Below are 17118 nucleotides of genomic sequence, written 5' to 3'. Positions count from 1 at the left end.
TAAAGTTTAAAGTTTCAGGTTCAAGGTTAAAAAATCAATCAAACAAAGGGTAAAGGTAAATGTTAAATAATTGCCTTCCAAAAAGGAGTCCATTACTTTAAATCAACGCTTCTTTTATTATTGTTACCGGATGCAAGGCTTTTCTCTGGGTTCCATCATGGATTTGATGCCTACAGCTCGTTCCATTGGCTGAAATAATTACATCTTCCTTAGCTTTTCTTATAGACGGAAATAACTTCAACTCCCCTATTTGCATACTCACCTCGTAATGTTCCTTTTCATAACCAAAAGAACCAGCCATGCCACAGCAACCCGAACTAATTATAGAAACGGTATAATTTTCAGGGAGATTCAGCACATCAAAAGTCACTTTCTGATTACTCAAAGCCTTTTGATGGCAGTGCCCATGAATCTTGACAGTTTTAGCGTCTTTAGTGAACTGCTCCTTTGTAATATTTCCTTTTTTGATTTCTTGAGATAGAAATTCCTCTAAAAGAAAAGCGTTTTTGGAGATGGCATCCGTAGTTTCTTTGTCATTTGATAATCGCTTGTATTCATCTCGAAAAGTTAAGACGGCAGAAGGTTCTAATCCGATAACCGGAAGTCCCTTCTCTACAAATGCCTTCAATTTTGGAATGTTCTTTAGAACCAGTTCCTTTGCCTGTTTCAAAAACCCTTTGGACAAATAGGTTCTCCCACTTTCGGCGTAAAACAGTTCTACCTCATAACCCAATCGCATCAGTACTTCAATCGCATCTTTACCTAACTCGATATCTAAGTAATTGGTGAACTCATCAATATACAAAACTACTTTTTGTTCGGATGTAGTATATTTATTTTTAATAGCTTGTAACTCTTTATCAAAATCAAAACTATAAACTTTAGGAAGGCTTCTTTCTTTTGCTATGCCAGCAGATTTCTTTACTAAACCACTTAGAAAATTCGAGTTGTAAATTGCATTTGTAAGCCCAGCAACAGAGGCCCCTAATTTGTTTAACTTGGTATTATATGCAAACAGTTTGCTCCGCAAAGGATAGCCATTCGCTTCTTGATATTGAAACTGAAATTCAGCTTTCAAGGTAGCAACATCTACATTACTAGGACATTCGCTGGCACAGGCCTTGCAACTCAGGCACAAATCGAAAACCTCTTTCAGTTCCTTTTGATTGAACTTGTTCTTTTCTTCGGAAGTCGTTAAGAACTCTCGTAACGCATTTGCCCTACCACGAGTAGTATGCTTTTCGTCTCTTGTGGCGTGGTAACTCGGACACATGGCACCAGCCATTTTCTCTGTTTTTCTACAATCCCCACTCCCATTGCATTTTTCAGCAGCTTTAAGAATGCCCTCACTATCCGAAAAATCCATAAGGGTTTTCACCTCAGGCTCTTTTCGGTCAATTTTATAGCGCAAAGATTCATCCATAGGATACGCGTCAACAATCTTTCCTGGATTGAATATATTTTGAGGGTCAAAGTAATTCTTAATACGTTTGAGCAATTCATAGTTCTTCTCCCCAATCATCAATGGAATAAACTCAGCCCTGACAATGCCATCACCGTGTTCCCCGCTGAAGGAACCCTTATATTTTTTAGTCAACTTAGCAACGTCGGTAGTAATTGCCCTGAAAAGCGAAACATCTTCCTTCTTTTTAAGATTAAGAATGGGTCTTAAGTGTAGTTCACCAGCACCAGCATGAGCATAGTAAACAGCGTCTTGGTCGTACCCCTTCATTATCGCAGTGAATTCTGCAATAAAATCTTTTAAATCCTCTAGGGCGACCGCAGTATCTTCTATGCAGGCAACCGCTTTACGATCACCTACCATGTTTCCAAGAAGTCCTAGTCCAGCTTTTCGGAGTTCAATGGCTTTATTAATATCTTCATTATACAATACGGGACTAGCATAACTTAAGCCAGACTCTTTAATGGTTTGTTGTAATTCAACAAGTTGTTTTTCCAAATCCGCTTCTGTATCCGCCTTTACTTCAAGCATGAGCAGCGCTGCAGGATCTCCTTCTACAAAAAACCGATTTGCTAATTGCTGTTTGTTGTTTTTGGTACAGTCCAAAATCACCTTGTCCATCATCTCGCAGGTGTGCAAATTGTGTTGCATTGTTGGAGCCACATCGCTTAAACAATCTTCCAAGGTATTGTAATGTGTCACTACCATTGCCGAAAGTTCCGGTGGCAAATCGTCCAATTGTAAGGTAATAGCCGTTGTAAATGCTAAAGTACCTTCACTACCGCAAAGTAGTTTGCAAAAATTAAAATCTTCAGATCCATCATTAAAAATGTTACTCTTAAGCAATTCGTCTACAGCATAACCTGTATTTCTTCTATGTATACTTTTTTTTGGAAATTCCTCTAAAATACTATTTTGTATATCGTTGTTTGACAACTCTTTAATTAATTCTCTATAAAGTGATGCTTCAAAAGTATTTCCATGAGGTTTTGCTTCAAATTCCTTTTTAGAAAGCGACTTAAAAACCATTTCACTTCCATCTGATAAGATTGTTTTCATGGCAACCACCTTATCACGTGTTACTCCATATTGAATTGAAGTTGTACCCGAAGAATTATTACCGACCATACCTCCGATCATACATCTATTCGAGGTAGATGTGTTAGGTCCGAAAAACAAACCATGCTGTTTTAAATGCTGATTAAGTTCATCTCGAATAACCCCTGGCTGAACAGTGACCAGTTTCTTTTCTTTATCTAAAGCTAGTATTTGAGTAAAATGCTTAGATACGTCTACCACAATTCCATCACCAACGCATTGTCCTGCTAAAGAGGTTCCCGCCGCTCTAGGGATTAAACCAACCTTATTCCGATTTGCAAAACCAATCAATTTCTGAATGTCGGTAGATGTTTTCGGATAAGCAACCGCTAGAGGAACTTTACGATAAACAGATGCGTCAGTGGCATACAAAGTTTTAGTAAGTGGATCTACTTTGAACTCTCCTTCTAAACTCTGTTCTAGTTCTTTTAGTAAAATTTTATCCAATTCGGAACAATTTTTGGGTAGTAAATAAAGTTTTCATGATTAGGACAAAGATATAAATAGCCTTTTTGGGAAACTACTACTAAATCAAAAGAACATATGAAAATCACAAAATTATTAGCCTTCGCACTATTTTTAGCAGTAGGCTCACTATCAGCTCAAGATATTGCTAATCATACTATCGGACTTCGATTAGGCGATAGTGATGGTTTTGGAGCAGAAATATCATATCAAAAATCGATAGGACGGTATGGCAGAGCGGAATTGAACCTTGGTTATCGCGATAGCCGGGAATACGATGCAGTTAAAGCAGTTCTGCTTTTTCAAAGCATTTACACCATCAGTGGGGGCTTGAATTGGTATTGGGGATTTGGAGGTGGAGCAGGCACTGCTAGTTTCGAAAGTCGACCAAATGTTGATGACCCCAATATTATAGAGAAGCCAGGTGGAGGTTTATTTGTTCTAGGAGCGGGTGATATTGGCTTGGAATACAACTTTGGAAATTTACCCCTATTAATTTCCCTAGACATAAGACCAGAAATAGGCATTATAGGTTACGGAGGCTTCGATGATCGATTTGATTTTGACGTTGGACTCGGTATTCGGTACCAGTTCTAAAGTACCATTACAAAAGTAATTGTAGCCCTTGTCTTAATAGATTAAGGGCTTTTTTAATCCTAATATTAATAACTACCTTTGCGGCTTACAAAGAAATAAAAAGATGAAAAAAGTTATTTTATCCCTTTCTATTCTAATTACTTTGATTGCATGCAATCAGAATCCGGAGGGATTTACTATTGAAGGAACTTTGACTGGTGAAGTGGAAAACGGAACAAAAGTTTACCTAAAAAAACAAGGTGAGAACAATCAACCGGTAGATGTAGATACTACAGAGGTGAAAGATGGAAAATTTGTCTTTATAGGACAAGCAGGAGCTCCTGAAATACAATATGTTTTTGTAGATAATTCACCAGGATACACCGGTGTTGTCATTGAAAATGGGGAAATAGAAATTACAGCTCAGAAAGATAGTCTTGGTCTTGCAAAAGTAAAGGGAACTGTTCAGAATGACCTATTTTCTAAATACGTAACAAAGGCGCAAGCAATGTCTAGACAGGCAGTTGCTATTCAGAACGATATGCAATCTGCGAATGGTGATGAAGCTAAAATGTCTGCCTTACGGGAAGAAATGCAAGATTTTCAGCAAGAGTACAAGAGCTTTGAAAGAGACTTTATTGATGCCAACCCAAATGCGTTAATTTCAGTACTTCTTCTTGACAAAGGTATTGCCACTAGAACCATCAAAGCAGAAGAAGTACAAGGCATTTATGACACCTTCACTCCTGAAATCAAAGAGTCTTCCGCTGCCAAAAAAATAGCAGAGCAATTAGAGGCTTTGAAAGTAAAAGCAGAGAAGGGCAAAGCGACAGAGATTGGAGCAATTGCTCCTACCTTTACAGCACCTGGAGTAGATGGAGAACAATTAGCTCTTAAAGATATGATGGGTAAAGTTACTTTAGTTGATTTTTGGGCAGCGTGGTGCAGGCCATGTCGCGCCGAAAACCCGAATGTCGTAGCTGTTTATCAAAAATATCATGATAAAGGATTAAATGTAGTAGGTGTTTCTCTAGATAGAAAGGCTGAAGATTGGAAAAAAGCGATTCAAGATGACGGATTAACATGGAATCATGTTTCTCATATCCAATATTTCAACGATCCCATTGCAAAAATGTACAACGTAGATGCAATTCCAGCTGCTTTTCTTTTGGATGAAAACGGAGTTATTGTAGCAAAGAATTTAAGAGGTCCGGCATTAGAGGCTAAGGTGGCTGAATTACTTAACTAAAAACGGTCTCAAAAGATAAAACCCTGATTAACAAAATAATCAGGGTTTTTTGTTTGTATCTGAGATTTGGTTTAGAATTTATTTCTGACGTCGTCAAAGGTTCCTATAACTTCTGCAGTTGAAGCTTTTTGAACACTTCCGAAAATATTTACTACAGAATCTGAACCTAAGAATTCTAATGTTGCACCGTCATTCAAGATCAAATCTCCATAAATTGTTAGGTTACCTTCTACTTTAAAAGTGGCATTTTCATTAACAGTAATATTTCTTCGTCTGTTATTTCTACCTACGACAAAAGTACCGTTCATTGAAAAGCTTCCGTTCGCGTTAATATTAGTCGCATTTCTTACCGTCCAAGAGCCACACAAAAGTAATTCACCACCAACATTTATACGATTAAATCTTTTAGAACCTCTGAAAGCTAAATTTTCACCAGAATTTACATTCAAATTATTACCTCCGTTGTATGATGGTATGTTAGCGCAACTTGCTTCAAGGGTATCACTAGGCCTATTTAACTTGATAATTTGTAATCCTGATTTACCTGTTGCGGCAAAAATATAATCTCCTTTTGAGGCTACAAAGTTTGTAGAACCGTTCAGTTCGATGATTCCGACTAAATCTGTATTATTACCCTGATCTTCTGATAAACACAATCCAGCTCCTCCGTTTGCCATTAACAATACATTTTCATTTTTAGCAACCGCATTTGTTACCACGTTAGCTGGATCAACCCCTTCTGGGTTAATTAAAATAGGAACATATTCAATTAAGCTTCCTGTACTTGCATTATAGATTCCAGCTCCTCGAGAACCTTCAGCAACAACAATGTTTTCTCCTGAAAAATCTATTGTACGTTTACTAAAGTCACCAAAGTCAGAATTTATTGAAATTTGCTGCGTAATATTGAAATTACTGTCTAACAAGTTTACTCCTTCAGTTGCATTTAATACAGCAATAGTGCTTCCATTAATTGCTATAGATCTTAAATCATCAAAGGGAGCCTCAATGATAGCACTTAGATCACTTTTAGAATAGGATTTTAGATAACCATCTCTACCACTGGTAACTAAAATCGAATTTGCAGTGGTTTTTACATCGGTAGCATTAAATCCTTCCTGAAAACCATATATGATATTACTAAGATCAAACCTTCCATTAGAAACAGGAATCTTTCCAACAAAAGAGTTAAAATCAATGGTTGCCGATTTCTCAGAGTTGAATCCACCTACGACGTAAGCATAACCATCTTCATATTTAATAGAGTTAACATCTGCATTTGTGTAGTATGCACGACTCGTTATTCTGGGGTTTGTAGGATCGCTAACATTAATAATATCAATTGCACCAGAATAACCATCCTCTACCGTATTGTAGGCAACATAAGCATAGTCGCCAACTAAATCTACGTGTGCTGCAGTCAGGTTTTCGGCACCACTTCTAGAAGGCGCAGCAACCTGTGCAACTAAAGTTAAAGGATAATCACCTGCAATCTGATCTTCATTATTCTTCGAAGATTTACCAGACAGCGTTGCTTCTTCAGAAATGTCAATCACACCAGCATTGTCATAAACAATACTTTGTTCAAGTACCGCTTGATTATTCTCGGGTAAAACATCACTTTGAGGGTCGCTATAGATTATAGTTTCATCACTACAAGACACAGCGAAAAACAGAACAGATAAAGCTGTTAGGGAGACTTTTTTCATTGGATAAATAGGTTAATACAATTAGATTTGGGACTAACTGAACGTCAAATTTAGTCAAAGTGTATATTTTCCTACATTTTTTTCGATGAAATGCAGCTTTCCCTGTTTTTTACTGGGGTTTTTGAAATTTTAGGAATAGCAAAAATTAAATTTTTCCCATCTTTTCCATTACAAATAATATGATAATAGGAATGGCCAGAAGTATGACCATAAGTGTAGAAGTAAATACGAGATCGGGGTTAAATAATAAGGTAGCGGCATAACCTCCAATAGCTCCTCCGAAGTGCGCAGTATGTCCTATATTACCTAAGCGCTTCTTCATTCCATAGATAGAATAAAGTAAATATCCAATCCCCAAGACATAGGCGGGAATGGGAATCGCAAAATAAAGCATTAAAGTCATATCTGGTCGTAGCAATATCGCTGAGTAGAGAATTCCCGTAACCGCTCCACTAGCTCCAACGGCGCTGTAATAGGGCTCATCTTTATGAAAAAAGAGCGCAAGAAGGCTTCCTGCCAATAAACTAACGAAGTATATGATCAGAAACTTAGGTTCTCCAAAACCACGGACAACCACGTCGGCGAAAAAATACAAGGTAACCATGTTAAATAGCAAGTGTGAAATATCAACATGTAAAAACCCTGAGGTCAACATTCGCTCTTTCTGGCCTGAGTTAATGGCGCCTATTGCAAATTTGTACCGTTCAAAAAAAGTGCCATCGTTAAATCCTTTAAAAGAGATTAAAACATTGGCACCTATTATAATTAGAGTCACTATATCAATTCCACCCATCAAAAAATCTTATACGGTTTGGGCTCAAATATAGCTATCTTTGTTTAATAATTCTCTGCATGCAGCTACTTGTATTTATTTTGGTGTATCCTGCACTTTGGTTGATTTCCAGACTTCCTTATCGTCTATTCTATCTACTTTCAGACTTTGTTTTTTTCCTAGTATATAATATTGTAGGCTATAGAAAAAAAGTTGTTCGTGATAACCTGAAATTGGTTTTCCCTGAGAAGTCAGAAATAGAGATTCGTACCATTCAAAAGAAGTTCTTCAAACATATGTGTGATATGTTTCTTGAAATGGTAAAAACTATGGGGCTATCTAAAGAACAAATGAAAGAGAGGTATCACATCACTAATGTGGAGCTTATACAGGAAATTGAAAAAGAGAAAAGTATATTGGTGCCCTGTTCACATTACGCCAATTGGGAATGGAATGTAAGTTTGAATCTTTATGTACAAAGCAAAGGCTATGCAGTTTATCAAAAAGTAGCAAATAAATATTTTGATAAGTTAGTGAAGGATTTCAGATCAAAATGGAATACCACACTCATTACAACACATGAAACGGTTAAAACGGTAATCAGAAACGAAAAGAATATGGTCACATCCATTTATGGAATGGTTAGTGATCAATCGCCGATGGTTGTTCACGCCCATTATTGGGATAAGTTTATGGGAATTACCGTTCCTATATACAATGGCACTGAAGTTTTAGCCCGAAAATTAGATTTAGCAGTTGTGTTTTTAAAAGTTTCAAAGGTAAAACGTGGATATTATGAGGCTGAATTTATACCAATCACCTTGTCTGGAAAAAACACTGAACCCAATGAAATCACAAAAAAGTTTATTGCATTGGCTGAACAACAAATACATGAACAACCGGAGTACTATCTATGGAGTCATAAACGATGGAAACATCGAGACAAAGTACCACTGGAGTTTCAAACAGAAGAAAAAGCTCAATAATTAAGATTGGAGGATTTTTAATTTGGGATTATGAAAGACATTGATATCGCACGGAAAGTACAACTTCAACCTATTGCTAAAATAGCAAAAAAGCTAGGGCTACCAGAAGATAGTATAGAACCCTATGGAAGATACAAGGCTAAAATTCCATTGAAGTTTATAAATAATTCTAGACTGAAGGAATCAAATTTGATTTTGGTTTCGGCAATATCGCCTACGCCAGCCGGAGAAGGAAAAACCACAATGTCAATAGGCCTAACGGAAGGTCTAAACCGTTTGGGTAAAAAAACAACAGTTGTATTGCGTGAACCTTCTTTAGGTCCTGTATTTGGAATTAAAGGAGGAGCTACAGGCGGAGGCTATTCGCAGGTACTCCCAATGGAGGATATCAATTTACATTTCACAGGAGATTTTGCCGCTATTGAAAAAGCACATAATCTTTTATCAGCCATCATTGATAACAATATACAAAGTAAGTCTGCTTCGCTGAACCTTGATCCGAGAACGATTTCTTGGAAAAGAGTGATCGATATGAACGATCGATCATTGCGTCAAATTATTGTAGGATTAGGTGGAACGGCTTCAGGAATACCAAGAGAAACCGGATTCGATATTACAGCCGCATCTGAAATTATGGCTATTCTCTGTTTAGCAGAAGATCTTTCTGATTTAAAAAAGCGATTAGGTTCAATATTCATTGGTTATACTTTTGACAAAACACCGATCTATGCACGCGATCTTAAAGCCCAAGGCGCCATGACTGCTTTGCTAAAGGATGCCATTCAACCCAATTTAGTTCAGACCATTGAAGGTAACCCTGCCATTATTCATGGGGGACCATTCGCTAATATTGCTCAAGGAACAAACTCCGTAATAGCTACTCGAATGGGCATGACCTTTTCAGAGTATACAGTCACAGAAGCTGGCTTTGGTTTTGATTTAGGTGCAGAAAAGTTTTTTGATATCAAATGTCAAAGTGCTGGTTTATCTCCAAAGGCAGTTGTTTTGACTACTACCATTAGAGCCTTGAAGTACCACGGCGGAGCTAAATTAGATGAGCTAACTATTGAAAATCTTGAAGCACTTCAAAAAGGAATTCCGAATCTAGAAAAACATATTGAAAACATTAAGCAGTTTAATGTGAAACCTGTCATAGCTATCAATCGTTTCATTTCCGATTCAGATGCTGAAATTGAAATGATAAAAGAAACGGCAAAAAGGCTAAATGTCAAAGTTGCCCTTGCTGAAGTTTGGGCAAAAGGTGGTGAAGGTGCATTGGAATTAGCTAAAAAGGTAGTTGAAATAGTTGAAGATGGAACTGAAGATTTAACTCCGATGTATGATTGGAGCATGCCGGTAAAAGAAAAGATCAAAATTCTAGCTACCAAAATATATGGAGCTGAACATGTAGATTATACAGCTCAAGCACTTCGTGATTTAAAGAAAATTCAGGACTTAGGTTTAGAAAAATTGCCTGTCTGCGTTGCCAAAACACAAAAATCACTATCTGATAATCCCAAACTTTTAGGCAGACCAAAGAATTTTGTTATCACTGTAAGAGATATTGAAATTGCCGCTGGAGCGGGATTTCTAATTCCAATCACTGGAAATATTATGCGAATGCCAGGGCTTCCAGCAAAACCATCTTCCGAAAACATTGATATTGACGACGAAGGAAATATTTCAGGGCTTTTCTGACAGAAATCTAAATCCCAGCTACAGCTTTGATTTCTCCAATTATGCGATCCGCTAAAGCATCTGCTTCGGATTGACTTTTCGCTTCTGTATAGATTCTAATAATAGGTTCTGTATTTGATTTACGAAGATGTACCCAGTTTTCTGGAAAATCAATTTTTACTCCGTCTATAGTCGAAATTTCCTCATTTTTATACTTCTCAGACATAGCTTTCAAAATTCCATCAACATCCAATTCAGGAGTCAATTGAATCTTCTTTTTACTCATAAAATAAGAAGGATAGCTAGCTCTAAGTTCAGCAACTGTTCCTCCATTCTCTGCCATTAGCATCAAGAATAAAGCCGTTCCCACTAATGAGTCACGGCCATAATGACTTTCTGGGTATATAATTCCCCCATTTCCTTCACCGCCAATCACGGCATTATTAGCTTTCATTTTGGTAACTACATTTACTTCGCCAACTGCAGCAGCTTCATAAGAACCACCATGCTTTTCTGAAATATCGCGTAGTGCTCTAGAAGAAGATAAATTAGAAACGGTATTTCCTTTGGTTTTGCTCAAAACGTAATCAGCACAAGCTACCAAAGTATATTCCTCGCCAAACATTTCTCCATCGTTACTTATAAATGCTAAACGGTCAACATCAGGGTCAACAACAATTCCGAAATCTGCTTTTTCTTTTACTACTAAATCACAAATATCTCCTAAATGTTCTTTTAGAGGTTCGGGATTGTGAGGAAAGTGTCCTGTAGGATCACAATATAATTCAACAACTTCAACGCCCAATTCTTTTAATAACTTAGGAATTGCTATTCCTCCGGTAGAATTTACCCCATCTACAACAACCTTAAACTTTGCCTTTCTAATCGTATCTGCATCCACCAAAGAAAGATTTAAAACCTCGTCAATATGAATATCTATATAAGAATCATTTTTAGTGATTTTTCCTAAATCATCTACATCTGCAAATACAAAATCATCTTTCTCAGCAATTTCTAAAATTAAAGCACCTTCTGCTGCGTTTAAAAACTCTCCCTTCTCATTCAATAATTTAAGAGCATTCCATTGTTTCGGATTGTGGCTTGCGGTTAAAATTATTCCCCCATCTGCCTTCTCTAGAGGAACGGCGATTTCAACGGTTGGCGTTGTGGAAAGGTCTAAATCAATAACATCTATTCCGAGTCCTAATAAAGTATTGACTACTAAGTTTTGAATCATAGCACCTGACAAACGAGCATCACGTCCAATTACAACTTTGAGATTGTCTTTTTTAGAATAGCCTTTCAACCAGACGCCATAAGCAGCCGCAAATTTAACAGCATCGATTGGTGTTAAGTTATCTCCTGGTGCTCCGCCAATGGTACCACGTATTCCTGAAATAGATTTGATTAGGGTCATAAGTATTTAAATATTTTTGCAAATATACAGGTCTGTCTTTAATCCTATGTTTGCAATTCGTAAATTCGATAATAAGAACTGTTTTTAGGTTCTAATATTTCAATTCTATTTATGAATTTTTTAGCGCACATTTATCTTTCTTTCGAAGATGACGAAATAACATTAGGAAATTTCATAGCGGATAGTATAAGAGGCAACAAATTCAAGCACCTTCCTGAAAAAGTACAAAAAGGCATTGCACTACATCGCGCTATAGATTCTTTTACTGATGCCCATCCCACCGTTCGAAAAAGCACAAAACGCTTACATAAGAACTACAGCCATTATAGCGGAGTTATCGTAGATATTTTTTATGATCACTATTTGGCTAAAAACTGGTCGAATTATTCAAATACGCCATTAGATGTTTTCGTGGATAATTTCTATGATTTATTAGAAGACAATTATGAAATACTTCCTGATGGGATAAAGCGCATGATGCCTTATATGATAGCAGACAACTGGATATTTAACTATTCTAAAATGGATGGTATTGGACGTGTTTTAAATGGAATGAACCGAAGAACCAAAAACAAATCAAAAATGAACTTTGCAATTCTTGATTTGGAAGAACATTATGATAAATTTGAAAAAGAATTCACCTCATTTTTTGAAGAATTAACTACCTTTTCACGCCAAAAATTAAATTCAATTTTAGAACCAAAAGTCTGATTAATAGAACCAAATGAAAAAAGCATTACTTCTGACCATCGCCCTACTCCTATTTGTAAATTGTAAAAAACAACCCGCAGTACCAACTGGTTTAGTCACCGAAAAGGCAATGGTAGTTTCTGCTCGAGAAGAAGCCTCTAAGGTCGGAGTAGAAATCATGAAAAAAGGCGGTAATGCCTTTGATGCCATGGTGGCCACAGAAATGGCTTTGGTAGTTGCATATCCTTTCGCAGGAAATTTAGGAGGTGGTGGATTCATGGTCTATCGCAAGGCTGATGGCGATGTTGGTAGTATTGACTACCGTGAAAAAGCCCCCTTATCTGCTCATAAGGATATGTATTTGGATTCCTTGGGAAATGTTATTCCAGGAATGAGTACAAAAGGAGCAACCGCAGTCGGTGTACCTGGAACGGTTGCTGGTGTTATAGAAGTCCACAAGAAATTCGGAAAACTTTCCCTTGAAGAAATTTTTGACCCCGTAATTGCACTTGCTGAAAGAGGAGTTGTTGTTACCGAGAATCAAGAAAAGCGCCTCGAGCGAACCCGAGAGGTTTTTATTGAAGTAAATAGTGATAGCACCAAATTTGCTCAGGTATACAAAAAAGGAGATATCATAAAATATCCGGCTCTAGCAGAGACTTTGAGAGCTATAGCAAAAAATGGACGTGATGGATTTTATAAAGGAGAAGTTGCCCAAAAATTAGCTGCTTTTATTCAAGAAAAGGGGGGATTTGTTACCGAAGAAGATTTGGCTAAGTATGAAGCAAAATGGCGCCAGCCTATTATTTTTAAATACAAAGATTTAAAAATTGTTTCTATGAGTCCCCCAAGTAGTGGAGGTGTTACGATGAATCAAATCTTTAAAATGATGGAATCGCATGATCTTTCCTCATACGGACACAATTCAGCAAAGACGGTGCAATTATTTACCGAAGCATCAAGACGTGCTTATGCCGATAGAAATTATTATTTGGGAGATCCCGATTTTGTAGAAATACCTTTGGATGTTATTTTAAGTAACAGTTACTTAGAAGAACGCATGGCTAATTTTTCTTGGGATAAGGCTACTAAATCATCGGAAGTAGAACGCGGTAATGTTCAAATTGTAGAGAGCATGGAAACTACCCACTACTCTATTGTTGATGCCGAAGGAAATGCTATTTCTGCTACCACAACATTAAATGGCGCTTATGGTTCTAAGTTGTATTCAGATGAGCTAGGATTCTTTTTGAATAACGAAATGGATGATTTTAGTGCAAAACCGGGAATTCCGAATATGTTTGGATTGATAGGTGCGGAAGCTAATAGCATCGCAGCAGAAAAACGCATGTTGAGTAGTATGACTCCAACCATTGTAGAAAAAGACGAAAAATTATGGATGGTAGTTGGCACTCCCGGCGGATCGACGATAATTACTGCTGTGGCGCAAACCATTCTCAATGGCTATGAATTCAATATGAGCATGCAAGAAGCGGTAAATGCTCCCCGCTTTCATCACCAATGGCTACCTGATATGGTGATTTTCGAACCTGAAGGATTTTCACCCGAACTTAAAACAGAACTTGCTGCTAAAGGATACATCTTAAATGAAGAACGAACACCTATTATAGGGAAAGTAGATGCCATTCGGGTCTTACCTGACGGAAAGCTCGAAGGTGGTGCAGATAAACGTGGTGATGATACAGCAGTTGGATATTAAACCTTTGAGAACCAAAAGAAAATAATGCCTTGAAAAAATTCCTAAAAATTCTTCTCAAAATAATTGGCGCTCTACTTCTTATTGGAGTAATTGGTTTTGGAATTTTATACGCTATTTACAACGAACCTATTCCAGAAGGGAAATCAGGCTCCGCGGCAGATGCCTTGGCCAAAAAAATGCTAAAAGCAGTAAATCATGAAGCCTACAAAAACACAAGATATTTGGAGTGGTCCTTCGCGGGAGGTGCCCATAAGTATAAATGGGATAAAGAAAATGGGAAAGTTGAAGTGATTTGGGATAATTATAAAGTGAACCTGAACCTTAATGATACATCAAGTAGTTTGGTCAACAAGAATGGCGCAATAGTTACTGCAAAAGAGTCTCGAGATATTATAAATACTGCTTGGGATTATTTCAACAATGATTCCTTTTGGCTGGTTGCGCCTTTTAAAGTAATGGACAAAGGAACTGAACGGAGTATAGTTACCCTGGAAGATGGCTCAGAAGCTTTACTTATTAAATATGCTGTTGGAGGAACAACTCCTGGAGATGCCTACCTATGGAAATTACTTCCAAACGGATTCCCCGAAAGCTACCAAATGTGGGTGAAAATCATCCCGATTGGAGGAATTGAAGCGAGTTGGGATGATTGGCAAATTATGGAAACTGGTCTAGCGCTTCCTGCATCTCATAAAATGGGACCGATTACTTTGTACATGGGCGACTTAAGAGCTTACAATTAAATATCTGTCAATCCGAATTCATTCAATACTACTTCCCACTCTTGTGTTTCAGTGATGGATAAGATTTGCTGAGAAATCACTTTTTCTAATTCTGCATGTTGCTTTGCAATTCCGAAGGCATAAAATTGCACATCAAATTTCACAGGTAGTATTTGTAAATTACTAAGTTCAGCATCTTCTTGTATTCGATATTTCAAAATTGGTTCATCATACATAAATGCCGTAACATTTCCATTTTTAAGATCTTGAAGTCCAGGCACAACACCCGAATACCCACTGATATCCTTAAAAAAGTGTTTGTTCAAATATTCCATCGCTCCAGAATTCTCTATGGTGCCTACTTTACGTTCTTTGAAAGCCATAAATCCATCAGGACTGCTACTCAATTGATTAACCGTCAAACTCGAAGCTATACTTGCCGTTAAACCTGAGATAAATAACAATCCTCCAAACATCAGTACTAGGGCTGTGATCTTACCCATTTTTGTTTTTGGTGCTTTGTCGCCATATCCCACGGTTGTAAGAGTAACAGCAGACCACCACATGCCATCCCAAATACCACTTCCGCTATTGCGAAAATGCTCGGGATTTTCTTTGCGTTCAAAATACCAACCTAGCATTCCAAACCAAAAAATGATAAATAACAAAACAAACAATCCCTTTAAAAAGTCTTGATTAAAGAACTGTTTTAAAAAACCAATTAATTTTTCTAAGGTTGTGGCCTCTGATATGGCTATCGTAGAATGTGCCGCGTAGTAAGAATTAGTAAATTCAAAGGCTTTGCTCCGTTCACTTGTTACTGTCAAAGGATTTATACTCACATCAATTTCACCAGTTTTCAAAGCATCCAACATGTCACGAAAACCCATTGGCACCAACTTATAATTCAAGTTCAAATCCGCTGCAGTTCGTTGCCATAGCCAAATATTGATGCCTTCAAGGAGTTCTCCCTCTTGTACAATAAAAGGTGGAGCCGTTGTATAACCCACTAATAAAGTATCTTGTTGTGTTTGCCCGGACAAGGGCAGATTGAATAGGCTTATTATGATAATAAGAGCTATTTTTTTCATGTTTTGGAATATGTTAAAATCTAAATATACGATAATTCAAAAAAGAGGAATAATCATTTTCAGTTTCCTAACTTTAGCCAAAATAGAAACCCAAAGTGATGACCTTTGAAATATTAACTCTCGATACTTTAACTAATGAAGTACAGGTTCAAGTTGCTGCTCTCTACAAACAACTAAATGCAGATAATAAGCAAAGGTCTTTACAGGAAATTTTACATTCTAAAAACAATGTTTTAGTTCTGTTATGTAAAGTCGATAGCGCGGTAGTCGGAATTGCTCTTCTATCAACCTATACCGTAATTTCAGGGTTTCGGGGTATGGTTGACGATGTAGTGGTAGATAGATCACAACGAGGAAAGGGAATTGGCAAAAAACTCATGAATAAACTTATAGAAGAAAGTGCGAAAATTGGCCTTGATGAAATTCTACTATTTACTGGCCATCATCGCAAACCAGCAATTGCCCTATATACAAGTTTAGGTTTCGAGCTAAGAAAAAGTGGATTGTATTCGTTGAAAATTTAACTCGCCTGCTGTTTTTTGAACTGACTTTTTAACTCCTCCATTGATTCTTGCAGTTGTTTTAATAGTCCAGTTTCAGTGGTTGCATCAACACCAAAGGTTATTTTACTACTCACTTCCCAAATTTCTTGAATCTGGAAGGGTTTGATTTCGTAAGGTGGATAGGTTTCGTTCAAAGAAACCAAGGTAACATCATTCGAATTAGGCTTTCGAATAACTTTCTTTACCAAAACAGCATCTTCTAAAACCACAACATACATTTTATTTGGGCTAACTTCATCAATATTGTCAATAGCCTTGGAAAGCACCCATTCCCCAGGCTTTAGATTGGGTAACATACTATCGCCCTCTACCTGAAAACCGCGATAGGTTGCATTTCTAAACTCCGGCAAAGGAAGATCAAATGCTGGCAATTCTTTGTACCATGATGTATCTTGTATATTCTGCGGATATCCGGCAGCAGCTTTAGCATTTACTAAAACCATATTTTCTTGATCTGCGGAATCAACTGTGACCACTTTAGGAATAACGCTTGTATTTGAAGTAGCCAAATTTTTATTCTCACTCTCTCCAAACAACCAAAGGGGATTAATTTTAAACTGTTTGAATAACTCAACCACAACTTTTCCAGATAACTTGGTGCGCCCTCTTTCGATGTCCGCAGTCGTACTTGAAATACCCAAAAGCTTGGCAAATTCTGCTTGGGTATACCCCAAATCCCTTCTGATTTCAATAAAGCGCTTTAAAGTGATTTCATTTTCCATAACCAATCTATTTTATTGTCATTCCCGAGAAGTCGGGAATCTTTCCAACCAAACATGAGTGTGTCTTTCAGGTTTAACTGGTGCTCCAAAACCTATTCGTAATCAAGTACTTGTACTATTAGTATTCTAGAAAAACAGGTTTTAGACTCCTTCAAATATACACAATTAGGAATATTTCCAAAATATTTTATGGATTATT

At 37.2% G+C, this 17118-nt stretch carries 14 protein-coding genes; 8 read left to right on the top strand and 6 right to left on the bottom strand.

The annotated features are described in order from the left end of the window. Positions 1-97 precede the first annotated feature (97 nt). Entirely contained in the window at positions 98-3007 is a 2910-nt protein-coding gene (locus tag ACKWCD_RS02755) for an FAD-binding and (Fe-S)-binding domain-containing protein (protein WP_413982397.1), read from the bottom strand. A 96-nt stretch (positions 3008-3103) separates the two neighbouring features. On the opposite strand from ACKWCD_RS02755, the gene ACKWCD_RS02750 reads away from it, so the two are divergent. Both ACKWCD_RS02750 and ACKWCD_RS02745 read left to right on the top strand, forming a co-directional pair. Beyond that, positions 3104-3622, top strand: a complete 519-nt coding sequence (locus ACKWCD_RS02750; protein WP_413982396.1) for a hypothetical protein — start codon at positions 3104-3106, stop codon at positions 3620-3622. A 103-nt stretch (positions 3623-3725) separates the two neighbouring features. Continuing rightward, positions 3726-4850, top strand: a complete 1125-nt coding sequence (locus ACKWCD_RS02745) for a DUF4369 domain-containing protein (RefSeq protein ID WP_413982395.1) — start codon at positions 3726-3728, stop codon at positions 4848-4850. Between the two features lie 71 nt (positions 4851-4921). On the opposite strand, the gene ACKWCD_RS02740 is transcribed toward ACKWCD_RS02745, so the two are convergent. Both ACKWCD_RS02740 and ACKWCD_RS02735 read right to left on the bottom strand, forming a co-directional pair. Next, positions 4922-6559, bottom strand: coding sequence for an LVIVD repeat-containing protein (locus tag ACKWCD_RS02740; protein ID WP_413982394.1), 1638 nt, complete (start codon positions 6557-6559; stop codon positions 4922-4924). Between the two features lie 145 nt (positions 6560-6704). Next, positions 6705-7352: a rhomboid family intramembrane serine protease gene (locus tag ACKWCD_RS02735; protein ID WP_413982393.1), complete on the bottom strand. Its 648-nt coding sequence runs from the start codon at positions 7350-7352 to the stop codon at positions 6705-6707. Positions 7353-7411: 59 nt separating this feature from the next. On the opposite strand from ACKWCD_RS02735, the gene ACKWCD_RS02730 reads away from it, so the two are divergent. Both ACKWCD_RS02730 and ACKWCD_RS02725 read left to right on the top strand, forming a co-directional pair. Next, positions 7412-8317: a lysophospholipid acyltransferase family protein gene (locus tag ACKWCD_RS02730; RefSeq protein ID WP_413982392.1), complete on the top strand. Its 906-nt coding sequence runs from the start codon at positions 7412-7414 to the stop codon at positions 8315-8317. Between the two features lie 30 nt (positions 8318-8347). Then, positions 8348-10015 carry a formate--tetrahydrofolate ligase gene (locus tag ACKWCD_RS02725; RefSeq protein WP_413982391.1) on the top strand — a complete coding sequence of 556 codons (1668 nt, stop codon included), beginning with the start codon at positions 8348-8350 and terminating at the stop codon, positions 10013-10015. 7 nt (positions 10016-10022) lie between these two features. Here the strand turns inward: ACKWCD_RS02725 and glmM are convergent, their stop codons facing one another. Then, positions 10023-11411, bottom strand: coding sequence for a phosphoglucosamine mutase (gene glmM, locus ACKWCD_RS02720; RefSeq protein WP_413982390.1), 1389 nt, complete (start codon positions 11409-11411; stop codon positions 10023-10025). Between the two features lie 111 nt (positions 11412-11522). On the opposite strand from glmM, the gene ACKWCD_RS02715 reads away from it, so the two are divergent. The 3 genes from ACKWCD_RS02715 to ACKWCD_RS02705 are packed head-to-tail and all read left to right on the top strand — an operon-like array spanning position 11523 to position 14564. Continuing rightward, positions 11523-12122 carry an acyl carrier protein phosphodiesterase gene (locus ACKWCD_RS02715; RefSeq protein WP_413982389.1) on the top strand — a complete coding sequence of 200 codons (600 nt, stop codon included), beginning with the start codon at positions 11523-11525 and terminating at the stop codon, positions 12120-12122. Between the two features lie 13 nt (positions 12123-12135). After that, positions 12136-13821, top strand: coding sequence for a gamma-glutamyltransferase (gene ggt, locus ACKWCD_RS02710; RefSeq protein WP_413982388.1), 1686 nt, complete (start codon positions 12136-12138; stop codon positions 13819-13821). 29 nt (positions 13822-13850) lie between these two features. Further along, complete coding sequence (locus ACKWCD_RS02705; protein WP_413982387.1) at positions 13851-14564, top strand: hypothetical protein; 714 nt, start codon at positions 13851-13853, stop codon at positions 14562-14564. Here ACKWCD_RS02705 and ACKWCD_RS02700 read toward each other — a convergent pair. Next, positions 14561-15634: a transporter substrate-binding domain-containing protein gene (locus ACKWCD_RS02700; protein WP_413982386.1), complete on the bottom strand. Its 1074-nt coding sequence runs from the start codon at positions 15632-15634 to the stop codon at positions 14561-14563. The two genes, ACKWCD_RS02705 and ACKWCD_RS02700, sit on opposite strands and share 4 nt — an antisense overlap. 98 nt (positions 15635-15732) lie before the next feature. Between ACKWCD_RS02700 and ACKWCD_RS02695 the strand changes: the two genes are divergently transcribed. Continuing rightward, on the top strand, positions 15733-16158 hold the full coding sequence (locus tag ACKWCD_RS02695; RefSeq protein ID WP_413982385.1) for a GNAT family N-acetyltransferase: 426 nt from the start codon (positions 15733-15735) through the stop codon (positions 16156-16158). Here the strand turns inward: ACKWCD_RS02695 and ACKWCD_RS02690 are convergent. Beyond that, positions 16155-16919, bottom strand: coding sequence for an XRE family transcriptional regulator (locus ACKWCD_RS02690; protein ID WP_413982384.1), 765 nt, complete (start codon positions 16917-16919; stop codon positions 16155-16157). The genes ACKWCD_RS02695 and ACKWCD_RS02690 overlap by 4 nt on opposite strands. Positions 16920-17118 lie beyond the last annotated feature (199 nt).

The sequence above is a fragment of the Maribacter taeanensis genome, from assembly GCF_047345145.1.
Taxonomy (GTDB): Bacteria; Bacteroidota; Bacteroidia; order Flavobacteriales; family Flavobacteriaceae; genus Maribacter_C.
This window is presented reverse-complemented; position numbering and strand designations above follow the sequence as displayed.

Excerpts from the sequence above, each read along its gene's own strand:
- ACKWCD_RS02725 (WP_413982391.1), top strand. The coding sequence starts at position 8,348 with ATGAAAGACATTGATATCGCACGGAAAGTACAACTTCAACCTATTGCT.
- ggt (WP_413982388.1), top strand. The coding sequence starts at position 12,136 with ATGAAAAAAGCATTACTTCTGACCATCGCCCTACTCCTATTTGTAAAT.
- ACKWCD_RS02730 (WP_413982392.1), top strand. The coding sequence starts at position 7,412 with ATGCAGCTACTTGTATTTATTTTGGTGTATCCTGCACTTTGGTTGATT.
- ACKWCD_RS02750 (WP_413982396.1), top strand. The coding sequence starts at position 3,104 with ATGAAAATCACAAAATTATTAGCCTTCGCACTATTTTTAGCAGTAGGC.
- ACKWCD_RS02740 (WP_413982394.1), bottom strand. The coding sequence starts at position 6,559 with ATGAAAAAAGTCTCCCTAACAGCTTTATCTGTTCTGTTTTTCGCTGTG.
- ACKWCD_RS02695 (WP_413982385.1), top strand. The coding sequence starts at position 15,733 with ATGACCTTTGAAATATTAACTCTCGATACTTTAACTAATGAAGTACAG.
- ACKWCD_RS02700 (WP_413982386.1), bottom strand. The coding sequence starts at position 15,634 with ATGAAAAAAATAGCTCTTATTATCATAATAAGCCTATTCAATCTGCCC.
- glmM (WP_413982390.1), bottom strand. The coding sequence starts at position 11,411 with ATGACCCTAATCAAATCTATTTCAGGAATACGTGGTACCATTGGCGGA.
- ACKWCD_RS02735 (WP_413982393.1), bottom strand. The coding sequence starts at position 7,352 with ATGGGTGGAATTGATATAGTGACTCTAATTATAATAGGTGCCAATGTT.
- ACKWCD_RS02715 (WP_413982389.1), top strand. The coding sequence starts at position 11,523 with ATGAATTTTTTAGCGCACATTTATCTTTCTTTCGAAGATGACGAAATA.
- ACKWCD_RS02745 (WP_413982395.1), top strand. The coding sequence starts at position 3,726 with ATGAAAAAAGTTATTTTATCCCTTTCTATTCTAATTACTTTGATTGCA.
- ACKWCD_RS02690 (WP_413982384.1), bottom strand. The coding sequence starts at position 16,919 with ATGGAAAATGAAATCACTTTAAAGCGCTTTATTGAAATCAGAAGGGAT.